The following is a 13,167-nucleotide window of genomic DNA, read 5'->3' as shown; positions in this document are numbered from 1 at the left end:
GGTATTAGGGGGAGCGGGTCTTATCGTTCTGCCGCAGCCAAATTGCCATTGGCTCAATTACTTTTGTCCACTAAAGAAACTGTGCCCTGTCTCTTTGCCTTCACCTGTTAGAGCTGCTAAGTCGTTGCCTTTGAGCAACTCAATACTTCTACCGAATTCGTAAGCTATCTCTTTGGTAATAAATGGGCCGCGAACTTTGTGGTCTTCATCAAGAACAAAGAAGCCTTTCTCCGGTATGTTGATGATTTCGTGAAATTGTAACGTCAAGCTATTCCCTTGATTGACCTTTGCTTGGCTTTCAATGGTAATAGCGAAATGTGTGCAAAGTATGGAGAAGTTACTCGCCGTGGGTAGATTACTTAATGTTTCGAAGCTATCTGTGGCTCACTGACTATCTTCGCTGTTAATTGCCATGGCGACGGCTATACTCTGAACCAAACAAAGCGAAGCAGATTGTGAGCGAAATGCGTCAACCTTTGCTTCCTTGATAACAAAACTGACGTCGCTGAACGCGGCAAGTGGGCTTACCTGGCTGTCAGTGATCACGATCTGCTTGGCACCGGCTTTAGAGGCAATTTCACTCAGCGCGATGGTTTCATTGGCATATGGACTAAAACTGATGGCGACGACGGCATCGTTCGCGCCGATCATACTCAGCTGCTCTTCGTACATCCCACCTAAGCCATCAATCAAAAATGCGCGTTTGTTTAAGTGGCGCAGCGCATAGGTAAAGTAAGAAGCGACACTGAATGAGCGGCGCAAACCAATAAGGTAGATGTTCTCGCAGTTTTCTAGAGTATCGATAGCACGATTGAGATCGTCTTCAGAGGTCTGATTCGCAAGAAAATTCATTGCTTGTGAGTTGGCGCTGGCAAACTCTTGCAGTATCTGTTTAGGGCTTTCGGGTGCCAACGGCTCTGTCTGTAGCTGCTTGTGGATTCTGGCGCGATCAGTGTAGCTTGAGGTTTCTTCCACTATCTTGTTGCGAAATAGCTGTTTCATCTCATTGAAACCACTAAAACCAAAAGCACTGGCAAAACGGATTAAGGTAGAAGGTGGCACTTCCGCTTTTTGAGCAATGACAGCTACCGTTTCCAAGGCGATATCATTCGGGTTATCAAGTACATACTTGGCGACTTGCTGAAGTCGTTTGCTCAGCTCGCTATATTGCTCTCGAATTTGCTCTTGAAGTTCACTCAATGTAGTTGCCACAGGCATAGATAGCTCCAAACTCACTTTTGTTTGCATTTCAATAAAATACCCTATTGAGAGCCTATTTGAAATATTTGTTTCATCGAAACTGTGTTGTGGGTAGGGCGTGTTGTGATAGCTGTCAGTATCGAGTTTAAAGAAGGCAGTAAAGCAAAAAGAAAAAAGCGCCTCGGACAAGGCGCGTTGAGCTAAACCGAGAGTGGTGCTTCCAAGGTTAGAGCACCACTTCGTACCCTACTCAAAGTTAGTGTCTTGATGCGGGAGTGATTACTTACTCTTCTTGTGACGTTTCATATCAAACATCACCGCAAAGATGATAACTAAGCCTTTAACCACCTGCTGCCAATACGCTGAGACGTTGAGAAGGTCGAGACCGTTTTGTAGGACACCCATGATCATGGTGCCTATAATAGTTCCTTGGATAGTACCAATACCGCCAGCGTGCGAAACACCACCCACGGTCGCCGCTGCGATAGCATCTAGCTCATACATGATACCGAGACCAGGCTGACCTGAGTTGATTCGAGCTGCCAAGATTAGTGCTGAAATACCAGCGAGAAGGCCAGCATAGGTATAAACCAATATTTTATAACGCTTTACATTGATGCCCGATACATACGCCGCGGTTTCGTTACCGCCAATCGCATACGCATACTTTCCGAAACGGGTATAGTTCAACAGTACGTACGAGACAAACGCCATAAAGGCAAAGATGATGACGGGGACGGGTATCCCAACGATGCTGCCTTGACCAATCCATTGATACGAGTCGATAAGGCTACTCACAGGGCGACCATCTGAATAGAGCAGTGCTGCGCCGCGCGCGACGATCATCATGCCAAGTGTAGCGATAAAAGGAGGGATCCCCGTGTAAGCGATAAGCGCACCATTAATGTAGCCACACAATGCACCCACAGCCAAAGCAGCAATGATCGGCACTATGATAGGCAGCTCAGGCATGTTTGGGTACATACGCATCGACCAATCAATGGTCTGCGCCATACTTGCTGAAACGACCGCCGCGACCGCGAGCACCGAACCAGATGATAAGTCGATGCCCCGAGTAATAATGATGATGGTGACACCAAGAGCAAGTAGACCAATACTGGCCATCTGTGTCATGACATTGAGCAAGTTAGCGACCGACAAAAAAACGGGCGAGAGGATAGACATGACGACGCACATGACAACAAACACCACGTAAATCGCATACTTGGATATCATTCTCTTGAAATTGGTTTGGGTTTGACCTTCTGGGGAGGTCGATTTAATCAGTTTCGCAATCATAACTGCATTCCTTGAGTTACTACTCTCTCCTCAAGTCGCTCTGCTGAGGACTCGTGGTGATTGAATTTAGGGGGTGGTTCAATTAACTAATTGAGTGCCATCGACATGATTTTTTGCTGGGTCGCTTCAGGTCCGTCGATAAGACCTTTGAGCTTGCCTTCGTGCATCACCAAGATGCGGTCACTCATTCCCATGACTTCCGGTAGTTCTGAAGAGATCATGACTAAGCTTTTACCCATGCCAGTCAGCAAGCGCATGAGCTTGTAGATTTCGGATTTTGCCCCCACGTCGATGCCTCGTGTTGGCTCATCGAGGAACAGGATATCGGGCTTAGTCAGCATCCATCGAGCTAGCAACACCTTTTGTTGGTTACCGCCGCTGAGGTTGTCGATCATTTCGTACATGCCTGGCGTTTTGACTTTCAGCTTTTCACAATGTGTTTGGCTGTCTTGCTTCATCTTTCTGACATCTAACACATTGACCACTTTATTTCGGTATGCGTCCAAATGAGCAATCGAAGTATTGGCGAAGATATCGAGCATCAAGTAGAGCCCTGAATGACGTCGATCCTCTGTTAGGAAAGCCATTTTGTGTTGGATGGCATCTTGTGGCGTATTGATTTCCACTATGTCACCATTAATTTTAATGGTTCCAGTATCCTTCTGTCTGACACCAAATAGCGTCTCAATCAGTTCTGTTCGTCCCGCTCCCACAAGACCTGCAATACCGAGTATTTCACCTTCATGGAGTGTGAAGTTGATGTCGTTGAATGCGCCATCGACGCTGAGATTCTCAACTTCTAACCGTGTTTTGCCGGGCTTGGCGGTGGCTGGTGGGAATACATCGCCTAAGTCACGACCTACCATCATCTGCACCAGCTCGTCGTTGTTGGTTGCCTTTGCTTCTCGCTCGCCCACAAAACAACCATCACGGAACACGGTGATATCGTCGCAAATTCTAAAAATCTCATCCATTTTGTGGCTGATATAAACAATGGCGCAGCCACGAGCTTTTAGCATTTCAATGATGTCAAAAAGATGGTCTACCTCTTTGTCAGTGAGCGCTGAGGTCGGTTCATCCATAATGATGATCTCGGATTGGTACGAGATCGCTTTGGCGATCTCGACCATTTGCATGGTGGCAACCGTGAGATCACTCATTGGTGTTTTAGGGTCGAGCTTAAGATCTAACTTCGCCAGCAACTCTGCGGTATCACTGTACATTTTGGCGTGGTCTACTAGTCGTAAAGGGCCTTTAAGAGGCTCTCGACCTAACCAGATGTTTTCCGCGATACTGCGGTGCAAAATTGGCGATAGCTCCTGATGTATCATTGAGATACCAGCTTCAAGTGCTTCCTTTGCACCTTGGAACTCAACATTCTCACCTTTGTAGCGAATGGTGCCGCTATCGCGCTGGTAGATACCGAACATCACCTTCATTAGCGTAGATTTTCCGGCACCGTTTTCACCCATCAATGCCATGACTCGACCTTGTTTTAACGTGAGCTGAACGTTATCGAGCGCCTTTACACCTGGGAAGGTTTTGGTAATGCCACGCATTTCTAGTAGGACTTGACTCATACTATTACTACTCCGAAAAATGCTCCGTATTCTTGAGAGGGGGAGAATACGGAGCGAGGGTGGTTAACCTTTCTGCTTCGCTTCAAATGCTTCTAGATTGCTTTGAGTCACGAGCTCGGCAGGGATCCACGTCACTTGTTCGTGTTGTTTGCCGTTAACAGCGTCAACCGCTGCATCAATCGCGCCTCGAGCTTGACCGGCTCCATCTTGGAATACCGTAGCGCTTAGCGCGCCATCTTTTACCGCGACGAGACCATCAGGGGTGGCATCAACACCCACGACGAGCGTGTCATCCAGTTTGCCAGCGGCGCGAAGCGCTTGAATTGCACCGAGTGCCATGTCGTCGTTATTGGCAACGATGATGTCAAGTTGATCACCAGAGTTGAGCCAGTTCTCCATTACAGTCATGCCTTGCGAGCGCTGCCATAGACCTGTTTGCTTTCTTACCACATTGAAATTCGGATTGTTTGCCAAGAAGTCTTCTACACCTTTGGTGCGCATAACGGCAGCTTCATGAGTCAACATACCCATTAGTATCGCAACATTGCCTCCGTCTACAGAATCCGTGATGTATTGAGCTTGTGTTTCGCCAAATTTCAGCTCTTCGGAACCCACGTAGAAAACACTGTCAGGGAGGTAATCAGGTCGACGGTTTAGGTACACAAGTTCGATACCTGCTTTAATGATTCGGTCTGTAAGCGGCTGAGTTGCATCAGTGTTGACCGGAACCAAAATGATGGCGTCCATTTGCTGAACAATGAAATTTTCGACTTGGCCTAGCTGTTTAGCGGCATCCTCTTTGGCATCCACAAAGGTCAGCTCGACCTTGCCATCAAATTGATCCGCGTATTTGTCCATCGCGTCTTTCATGTAGACCATAAAGGTGTCATCGAAGTTTGGTATCGCGACGCCGATGCGTGTCACGTCTTCTTGTTTCGCCTCTTGGCCGCAGGCTGTAAGAACAATCAGTCCCATCACCATTAACGTACCTTTGAGTAGTGCTTTCGTGTTTGACGCGAGTGTTAACAATCTGTCCAGCAACATAGTAATCCCTTGTTTCTCCGTTGGCATAAATGCCTCCTTGGTATCCATCACACCTATCTTTCGATAAATATGAACATTTCATTTCGTTATCAGATGAAATTTCTAGAGTGTTTATTCAGTATTTACTCTGACTTTTTATAGAACGGTTTGGATAGCATTTGTTGAAAAATATTTTCTATCCCCCGTTGGTTTTTAACTATATGTTGATGTTTAAATTATCACCACTGTTAATGTGGCATAAATGTTAAAAGTGTTACGCTGATCTCATTGGTTTTCTTGGCTTAGTGCTAATTTTGAATTTAAGTGTTTGATTTAATGTTAAATACATGTTTTTTAACGTGTGTTTAATTAAAGTATCCACTAGAGCTTTTGTTCGTATTGAGTTTTGAAATGAGATTGTCGATAAATGAAAAAATATTATCAAAATCTTATCGTATTCTGCGTCGGCTGTTCGGTTTGGTCGAAAAAGAAGCGACAGATCACGGTTTTCTAGAATAATTTCATCCTATAATAAAATGAAATAAACGTTTCATTTGGTCTTGGAGGAGATTACATGATGAGGCAGCAGGATAAGATGTTTGACGTGATCTGTATGGGTAGGGTCGCCGTCGATTTTTACGGTCAACAAATAGGCTCCCGTTTAGAAGATATGAGTAGCTTTGCCAAGTACCTTGGAGGGTCATCGGGGAACGTCGCCTATGGTACGGCAAGACAAGGCTTAAAGTCGTCAATGCTCGCTCGAGTTGGTGATGAGCACATGGGGCGCTTTTTACGCGAGGAGCTAAATAGACTCGGCGTTGATACCAGCTATTTAATTACTGATAAAGAGCGGCTGACGGCGTTGGTGATTCTTGGTATCAAAGATGAAGATACCTTTCCGCTGATTTTCTACCGTGACAACTGTGCTGATATGGCGATTACAGCAGATGACGTTCATGAAGAGTATATTGCCTCCTCGCGTTGCCTAGCGATTACTGGAACTCATCTCTCTAACCCGAAAACCCGTGATGCCGTCTTAACGGCGCTCCGTTACGCTAGAAAACACGGTGTTAGAACGGCACTTGATATCGACTATCGCCCAGTGCTTTGGGGGCTCACGTCGCTTGGCGATGGGGAAACGCGCTTTATCGAATCTGGAGCCGTCACTGACCAGTTGCAAGAAGTATTAGGTTTGTTTGATCTTATTGTTGGTACGGAAGAAGAGTTCCATATTGCAGGTGGGTTCACAGATACCCTTCAAGCGCTAAATGGCGTTCGAAAAGCGACAGATGCGGTCTTGGTTTGTAAGCGAGGAGCACAAGGCTGTTCAGTGTATGAATCGCAAATCCCAGATCACCTTGACGGCGCCATCAATGCAACGGGGGTTCGAGTGGATGTGCTTAACGTGCTTGGTGCGGGCGACGCATTTATGTCCGGCTTACTAAGAGGTTACCTCAATGATGAAAGCTGGCAGCAAGCGTGTGATTATGCCAACGCCTGCGGCGCTCTGGTCGTTTCTCGACATGGCTGCGCACCCGCAATGCCGAGTAAAGAAGAATTGGATGATTACTTATCTCGTGCAGAATCCGTCCCTAGACCTGATCTTGATACCAAGCTAAACCACCTTCACCGAGTGACAACACGAGATAAGTCATGGGGCGACTTGTGCATACTGGCATTTGATCATCGAAGCCAGTTTGAGCAAATGGCTCAAGATGCTGGCGTATCAGTGTCTCGAATTTCACCTCTTAAGCAACTGATTTTAAATGCATACCAAGAGTCGGTAGACGAACTGGGGCTGCAGGGGCAAGCGGGACTATTATGCGATAGTACTTACGGACAAGCGGCGCTTAATCAAGCCACAGGCAAAGACTGGTGGATAGGTCGTCCTATCGAACTGCCAAGCTCCCGACCTCTGGTGCTCGAACACGGCAATATTGGTTCTCAACTGGTGTCTTGGCCACAAGAGCACATTGTGAAGTGCTTAGTTTTCTATCACCCAGATGATGAGCAGGGGCTTAGAGTAGAGCAAGAGAAGATTCTCGAAGAAGTGTACTTAGCCTGTTGTCAGTCTGGCCATGAGCTGCTGCTCGAGGTCATTCTTCCAAAAGACCTCCCCCAAGATGAAACAAACTATATTGCGGCCATCGAGCGCTTCTATGAGCTAGCTATTAAGCCCGATTGGTGGAAACTGCCTGCATTAACAGCCTCGTCGTGGAGTCAGCTAGAGCGTGTGATCGAGAATCAAGACCCTCACTGTCACGGCGTGGTGTTGCTCGGGTTAGATGCCCCTCAAGAGCAGTTAATCAAAGGCTTTGCCAATGCGAGAGCGAGCTCATTAGTCAAAGGGTTTGCTGTTGGTCGAACTATCTTTGGCGATGCGTCTCGTGCCTGGCTTGCTGGGACGATCGATGATGAAACCTTTAAGAATCAAATCAAACTGAAATACCAAACCCTAATTTCTGCTTGGCAGCAAACCGCGTAACTCACAGAGAATTTGGAGCACATATGGAAACCGTTCAAAACTATATCGCAGGTGAAATCGTTTCAAGTCACAGCGAACGCTTTGCACCTGTCTATAACCCTGCAACAGGGGAGCAAATCAAACAAGTAGTACTCAGTTCGGAACAAGAGGCCAACGAAGCGATTGAAGTCGCCAAGCAAGCATTCAGTTCGTGGTCAAAAACCTCACCACTTAAGCGTGCACGTGTAATGTTCAAGTTCAAATCATTGCTAGAAGCGAACACGGATAAATTGGCACGATTGATATCCACCGAGCATGGCAAGATTTACTCGGATGCCGTTGGTGAGGTAACGCGTGGTTTAGAAGTGGTCGAGTTCGCTTGTGGTATCCCGCATCTGCAAAAAGGTGAGCATTCAGCGAATGTAGGGACGGGTGTTGATAGCCACTCTCTCATGCAGCCTGTTGGGGTATGCGTGGGCATTACGCCTTTTAACTTTCCCGCTATGGTTCCGATGTGGATGTTTCCTATTGCCTTAGCAACTGGTAATACATTCATTTTGAAGCCATCAGAGAAAGATCCGTCAACGGCATTGCTGCTCGCTGAACTGCTTAAAGAAGCTGGGCTGCCAGATGGCGTGTTCAACGTCATTAATGGCGATAAAACGGTAGTGGATACGCTCCTGACGTCCCCAAATGTGGATGCGGTCAGCTTCGTCGGCTCAACGCCAATCGCCGAGTATATCTACACGACAGCCTCAGCTCACGGCAAGCGCTGTCAGGCGCTAGGCGGTGCTAAAAACCACTGTATTCTGATGCCAGACACTGACCTTGATATGGCGGTGAATGCGATAGTGGGGGCAGCGTTCGGGGCAGCAGGCGAGCGATGCATGGCCCTATCGGTTGCCGTTGCTGTCGGTGATGAGATTGCAGACCAACTGATTGAGCAGCTCAAAACAAAAGTTGCTGCGATGCGAGTCGGACCGGGTTTAGTGGACGGGCAAGAAAACGACATGGGTCCCGTTATCTCTGCGGAGCATAGACAAAAGATCTGTGATTACATTTCTACGGGTGAGAGCCAAGGCGCGAAGATCGTTATCGACGGGCGAGACTTTTCAGTGGCCGGCAATGAAACTGGCTTTTTTGTAGGTCCAACACTCATCGATAATGTCACGCCAACGATGACCATTTATCAAGAGGAAATTTTTGGTCCTGTCTTAGCAGTAGTTCGAGTCAGTGATTATGATACGGCGCTAAAGCTTATTAATCAGCACGAGTTTGGTAATGGAACCGCAATCTTTACTCGTGATGGGGAGACAGCTCGTCAGTTCAGTGAAGATGTACAGGCGGGTATGGTTGGGATCAACGTTCCTATTCCAGTTCCTATGGCGTTCCATAGCTTCGGTGGTTGGAAACGCTCTGTATTTGGTCCTCTCAATGTTCATGGTAACGATGGCGTTCGTTTCTACACCAAAATGAAAACAGTCACGAGTCGCTGGCCAACCAGTGTTCGCCTAGAGCAGCATAGTAGCGCGTTTACGATGCCAACAATGGAGTAAACGTCTATCAGTTTGCATAACATAAGACCGCCAAAGGGCGGTCTTTTCTATTTGCTTGCTCTGAGTTGATCTTCAATCAATCCTCGTAGCCAAGTGAGCGCTGAGTTTCGGGCCATTTTTGTAGGCCACACCATGTAGGAGTCAAAGGTTTTGGTTTCAAATGGGAAGGGCAACGACTGTAAGTTGAACATCTCTCCGTACTGGAGAAAGAGAGTTTCCGGCACGACTGCAAGTGCTTGAGACTGTGATACAGACGGCAACATACCAAGTAGGGATGAATGTTGGCTGAAGACTTTGCGGGGTGGCAGCACATCACTCACTAACCATTCTACAAAGGTTAGATTCTCGCGACGAATATTAAGCAGTACGTGGTTTTCGTCCATGTACCTTTGTTTGGTCATCTTGCCATCTTGTAGTCTGGGATGAGTTGCGCTGGCAATACAGATCAAGCCGTCACTGTGTAGAAGTTTAGACTGAAATACACGACTATCTGATGGAGCAACATCGATCACCAAGTCTACTTTTTCCATGCGCAAGTCTTCGTAGATACGCGCGTCTTTGGGGGGGAGTTCTTTCAGTACAAGCGAGATGTTGGGGTATTTTTCAAACACATGCATACGCTTGTGCAGACGCAGTAGGGCTGCTTCATGACAATAGATAACGAATCGACGTCGACTGGATTCTGGCTCAAAGTTGGCGAGTCCTTCGATGAACCTATCAATCCCGAGAATATGCTCTTGTACGTGCTCATAGAGCTCAACCGCAAAGCGGGTTGGCTTGATGCCACGCCCTGTGCGCGTGAAGAGCTCACCGCCCACAGCGTCTTTCAACCTTGCCAACGCGTTACTGACCGATGACTGCGTTAAATCGAGCTGTTCTGCCGATTTCGTGACCGACTCTGTCTCGTAAGTGGACACAAAAACTCGCAGCAAGTTAAGATCAAACTTCTTTCCGCTAGCCTTTCCCGTTTTATCCTTGTTATCCATTGCGTGTCCTTGCCAAGTAAAAATGTAGGGGAATTAATCCAAGTTCTTCTTAAATCTTAGTGCAGCAACAACAATACCGATGACGGTAAACCCTGCGAGCCAGAGTGTATCTCGCCACATGTCCATTAAATCAGCGCCACGTAAAATAATTCCTCGGATCATGCGCATGAAGTGGGTCGCGGGCAATGCTTCGGCTATCCATTGTGCCGCCATTGGCATGGCTTCATAGGGGAACATAAAGCCAGACAATAAAATGGAAGGAAGCAAGATGAACACCGTCATCTGCATGGCTTGAAGCTGAGTCTGAGCAATGGTCGAGATGACGAGCCCAAGCGTTAAGCTTGCGGCGATAAAGAGTAGGCTGCCAAGCAGTATCTGACTAATTTGTCCGTTAATCGGCACGCTGAAAATCAAATAGCCTAGCCCCAAAATAATAAAAATCTGGATAAGACCAATGAAGATATAGGGCACGATCTTACCGATCATTAACTCCATCGAATGAATAGGAGTGGTGATGAGTAGCTCTAAATTGCCACGCTCACGTTCACGCACTATCGCGGCACTGGTAAATAGAATCATGGTCATAGTTAAGATCACACCAAGCAGACCAGGTACAATATTTACTGCCGAACGTTGGCTTGGGTTGTAGAGCAGTGTCGCTTCAAAGGTTTTGGTTTGGTTGGGCTGATAGCCCGCGATGGCAAACTCAGCGATGGGCATGGTTTGAAGTGAGAGCAACGCAGCGCTGACCATAGTATCTGAGCCATCGACAAGCCATTGTCCGAGCGTCTCTTGGTGGGTAATGCGCTGCGTAAGGTTAGTGGGCAATATGAGAGCAGCACGCACCACACCTTCTCTGATTGCGGTTTCTGCTTCCTTAACCGTGGGATAATAGGCTTTGACATTGACCACCTGAGTGACTTTCACCGCTTCGACAATCACTCGCCCCGGCGCGGATTCACTCTTATCGACGACAGCGACGGGTATATTGCGAACGTCAGTATTCATGGCAAAGCCAAATAGAATCAGTTGGATAAGAGGGATCATGATCACCATGCCAAATGTAATGCGGTCTCTCGACAGTTGGCGGATTTCTTTGACCATGATGGCGCTCATGCGCGTTAAGCTTTTCATTGGCGACCTTCTCCTGTGACAGAGACAAACACATCTTCTAGGCTCGGCCTTGCGGGAGTGAGCTCGGCATCTGCGAGCTCAGGGACAGTTTGAATGAGCCACTTAATCGGGTCCGCCACATTCTGATAGATCAGTACTCGCAGTCGAATACCCAACTGAGCGGCAGAGCGAACCTCTGAACAAGCAATAAGACGTTCTTTCAGCGCTCTCAAGTTAGGTGCTTTGACCTCAATGATGTTGACCCCCATATTGTCCATCAGCTCTTCAGGCTCGCCATCTGCGCGCATTTCGCCGGATTCCATAATCGCAAGTCGATGGCAGCGCTCCGCCTCATCCATGTAGTGCGTAGTGACAAGTATGGTCGTGCCTTGATCGCTAAGATCGAAAAGCTGCTCCCAAAAATCACGTCGATTCTCTGGATCGACGGCAGAGGTCGGCTCATCAAGAAACAGCAATTCAGGGCGGTGCATGGTCGCCGAAGCAAGAGAGAGCCTCTGTTTCTGTCCACCACTCATACCACCAACGCGCTGTTTTTGAAGATCAGTGAGTCCATAGATGGTCATCTGTTCTGCTATTCGCTGTTTAAGCAGCGCTCTGTCTAAACCGAAGATCTGACCGATAAACTGAAGATTCTCAAGAACCGTTAAGTCATCATACAGAGAGAACTTCTGAGTCATGTAGCCGATCTTGAGCCTAAGGGCTTCTGACTGCTCCGGGATCTGCAGGCCAAGAACATTCACTTCACCTTCAGTAGGACTAAGTAATCCCGTCAACATGCGTATGGTTGTGGATTTTCCGCACCCATTTGGGCCCAAAAAACCATAGATACTACCTTTGGGCACAGACAAGTTGATACCGTTGATAGCGGTGAAGTCACCGAACTTCTTGACCAGATTGGTTGCGGTTACAGCGATATCAGTCATCTATTTCAGCCCTTGTAGGTCAACTTGAGCAGGGACGCCGGTAGGCAAGTTTTCAGCACTGTCTGGAAGGTCAACCTCAGCGAGATACATGAGTCGAGAACGCTCATCCTCTGTTAACGCGTAGTAGGGGGTAAACGATGGATCGGCGGCAACCCAGCGCACCGTACCTGTCAGTACCTCGTCCAGACCATCAACATGAACATTAACTTGCAAGCCGGGTACAAACTTGACTCTCACTGAAGAAGGGACATAAACGCGCGCATAGGGAATCCTGTCGGCAAGAACGACAGCAACAAACGCGCCTACAGACACTCGCTCACCGAGGTTATAGGGTAGGCTATCTAATATGCCGTCTCGTGTTGCTACTATGGTAAGTTCATCAAGCTGTTGAGTTTGCAGCGCAACATCCGCTCTCACCGCTGCGAGTGCGGCCTCAGCTTGAGTAATGTCTTCTGGACGCGAACCTGCGGTTAGCTTTGAGAATTCTTCATTGGCTGAGTTAAGCTCGGCTCTTGCAGTATCGCGACTAGCGACGGCTTGGTCTTTTTGAGACTGGCTGGCAAGTTTCTTTCTGACTAGTTCAGAGGCGCGCGAGTAGTTTTTCTGCGCCTCGGTTAATTTGGCTTCAGCCATGTCGACGCGCGCTTTTGCCGCGGCGATGTCCTCAGGTCTCTCACCATTAGTTAGGCGAAGTAAGTAGGCGCTGGCTTTAGCCTCTTCAGCGATTGCATGAGCAAGCACGGCCTCTTGGCGCTTGGTGTCGAGCCTCACAAGTACGTCACCGGTTTTGACTCTGGTCCCTTCACGCACGGGGAGTTCGCGAATGATTTCACTTGCCGTTGAGGAGAAAGAAATACGGTCTCTCTCTAACGTGCCTAACGCCTTGCCGTTGTCGTCATTCTGACAGCCAAGTAGTGCTAAGACGAGTGGAAAGATGACGAGCAGCGAACGTTTCATACATAACCCTTCTAACAGATTTCTACTATCAATATTAGAAGGGCA

General features: G+C 47.8%; 11 protein-coding genes. 2 read left to right on the top strand and 9 right to left on the bottom strand.

The features are described 5' to 3' along the window. Positions 1–57 precede the first annotated feature (57 nt). The 5 genes from AC6I8Y_RS21750 to AC6I8Y_RS21730 form a co-directional block, all read right to left on the bottom strand. On the bottom strand, positions 58–267 hold the full coding sequence (locus AC6I8Y_RS21750; protein ID WP_394149405.1) for a hypothetical protein: 210 nt from the start codon (positions 265–267) through the stop codon (positions 58–60). A 117-nt stretch (positions 268–384) separates the two neighbouring features. Next, positions 385–1,218, bottom strand: a complete 834-nt coding sequence (locus tag AC6I8Y_RS21745) for a MurR/RpiR family transcriptional regulator (protein WP_498021640.1) — start codon at positions 1,216–1,218, stop codon at positions 385–387. 261 nt (positions 1,219–1,479) lie between these two features. Continuing rightward, positions 1,480–2,499, bottom strand: a complete 1,020-nt coding sequence (locus AC6I8Y_RS21740; protein ID WP_234496214.1) for an ABC transporter permease — start codon at positions 2,497–2,499, stop codon at positions 1,480–1,482. 86 nt (positions 2,500–2,585) lie between these two features. Next, the gene (locus tag AC6I8Y_RS21735) at positions 2,586–4,079 is read right to left on the bottom strand and encodes a sugar ABC transporter ATP-binding protein (protein ID WP_498021638.1); all 1,494 of its coding nucleotides are present in this window, start codon (positions 4,077–4,079) and stop codon (positions 2,586–2,588) included. A 63-nt stretch (positions 4,080–4,142) separates the two neighbouring features. Continuing rightward, positions 4,143–5,150, bottom strand: a complete 1,008-nt coding sequence (locus AC6I8Y_RS21730) for a sugar ABC transporter substrate-binding protein (RefSeq protein ID WP_394149401.1) — start codon at positions 5,148–5,150, stop codon at positions 4,143–4,145. A gap of 529 nt (positions 5,151–5,679) precedes the next feature. On the opposite strand from AC6I8Y_RS21730, the gene AC6I8Y_RS21725 reads away from it, so the two are divergent. Both AC6I8Y_RS21725 and AC6I8Y_RS21720 read left to right on the top strand, forming a co-directional pair. Further along, complete coding sequence (locus AC6I8Y_RS21725) at positions 5,680–7,587, top strand: bifunctional 5-dehydro-2-deoxygluconokinase/5-dehydro-2-deoxyphosphogluconate aldolase (RefSeq protein ID WP_498023077.1); 1,908 nt, start codon at positions 5,680–5,682, stop codon at positions 7,585–7,587. A 23-nt stretch (positions 7,588–7,610) separates the two neighbouring features. Beyond that, positions 7,611–9,122 carry a CoA-acylating methylmalonate-semialdehyde dehydrogenase gene (locus tag AC6I8Y_RS21720; RefSeq protein WP_498021637.1) on the top strand — a complete coding sequence of 504 codons (1,512 nt, stop codon included), beginning with the start codon at positions 7,611–7,613 and terminating at the stop codon, positions 9,120–9,122. A gap of 47 nt (positions 9,123–9,169) precedes the next feature. Here the strand turns inward: AC6I8Y_RS21720 and AC6I8Y_RS21715 are convergent, their stop codons facing one another. From AC6I8Y_RS21715 to AC6I8Y_RS21700, 4 genes are read right to left on the bottom strand one after another with little or no spacing between them, the layout of a single operon-like run. Beyond that, positions 9,170–10,108, bottom strand: a complete 939-nt coding sequence (locus AC6I8Y_RS21715) for a LysR family transcriptional regulator (RefSeq protein WP_394149398.1) — start codon at positions 10,106–10,108, stop codon at positions 9,170–9,172. Positions 10,109–10,141: 33 nt separating this feature from the next. Next, a complete protein-coding gene (locus AC6I8Y_RS21710) occupies positions 10,142–11,242 on the bottom strand; it encodes an ABC transporter permease (RefSeq protein ID WP_234496219.1) in 1,101 nt (366 codons plus the stop codon). Further along, positions 11,239–12,165, bottom strand: a complete 927-nt coding sequence (locus tag AC6I8Y_RS21705) for an ABC transporter ATP-binding protein (protein WP_394149396.1) — start codon at positions 12,163–12,165, stop codon at positions 11,239–11,241. Before AC6I8Y_RS21705 ends, AC6I8Y_RS21710 begins: the two co-directional genes overlap by 4 nt. After that, positions 12,166–13,122, bottom strand: coding sequence for an HlyD family secretion protein (locus AC6I8Y_RS21700; protein WP_498021636.1), 957 nt, complete (start codon positions 13,120–13,122; stop codon positions 12,166–12,168). It abuts the gene before it with no gap. Positions 13,123–13,167 lie beyond the last annotated feature (45 nt).

This window comes from Vibrio sp. KUL78, assembly GCF_059725505.1.
The sequence above is the reverse complement of the archived record's forward strand: the minus strand, read 5'-3'. Positions and strand labels throughout refer to the sequence as shown.

Excerpts from the sequence above, each read along its gene's own strand:
- AC6I8Y_RS21730 (WP_394149401.1), bottom strand. The coding sequence starts at position 5,150 with ATGCCAACGGAGAAACAAGGGATTACTATGTTGCTGGACAGATTGTTA.
- AC6I8Y_RS21725 (WP_498023077.1), top strand. The coding sequence starts at position 5,680 with ATGAGGCAGCAGGATAAGATGTTTGACGTGATCTGTATGGGTAGGGTC.
- AC6I8Y_RS21700 (WP_498021636.1), bottom strand. The coding sequence starts at position 13,122 with ATGAAACGTTCGCTGCTCGTCATCTTTCCACTCGTCTTAGCACTACTT.
- AC6I8Y_RS21735 (WP_498021638.1), bottom strand. The coding sequence starts at position 4,079 with ATGAGTCAAGTCCTACTAGAAATGCGTGGCATTACCAAAACCTTCCCA.
- AC6I8Y_RS21710 (WP_234496219.1), bottom strand. The coding sequence starts at position 11,242 with ATGAAAAGCTTAACGCGCATGAGCGCCATCATGGTCAAAGAAATCCGC.
- AC6I8Y_RS21740 (WP_234496214.1), bottom strand. The coding sequence starts at position 2,499 with ATGATTGCGAAACTGATTAAATCGACCTCCCCAGAAGGTCAAACCCAA.
- AC6I8Y_RS21745 (WP_498021640.1), bottom strand. The coding sequence starts at position 1,218 with ATGCCTGTGGCAACTACATTGAGTGAACTTCAAGAGCAAATTCGAGAG.
- AC6I8Y_RS21720 (WP_498021637.1), top strand. The coding sequence starts at position 7,611 with ATGGAAACCGTTCAAAACTATATCGCAGGTGAAATCGTTTCAAGTCAC.
- AC6I8Y_RS21715 (WP_394149398.1), bottom strand. The coding sequence starts at position 10,108 with ATGGATAACAAGGATAAAACGGGAAAGGCTAGCGGAAAGAAGTTTGAT.
- AC6I8Y_RS21705 (WP_394149396.1), bottom strand. The coding sequence starts at position 12,165 with ATGACTGATATCGCTGTAACCGCAACCAATCTGGTCAAGAAGTTCGGT.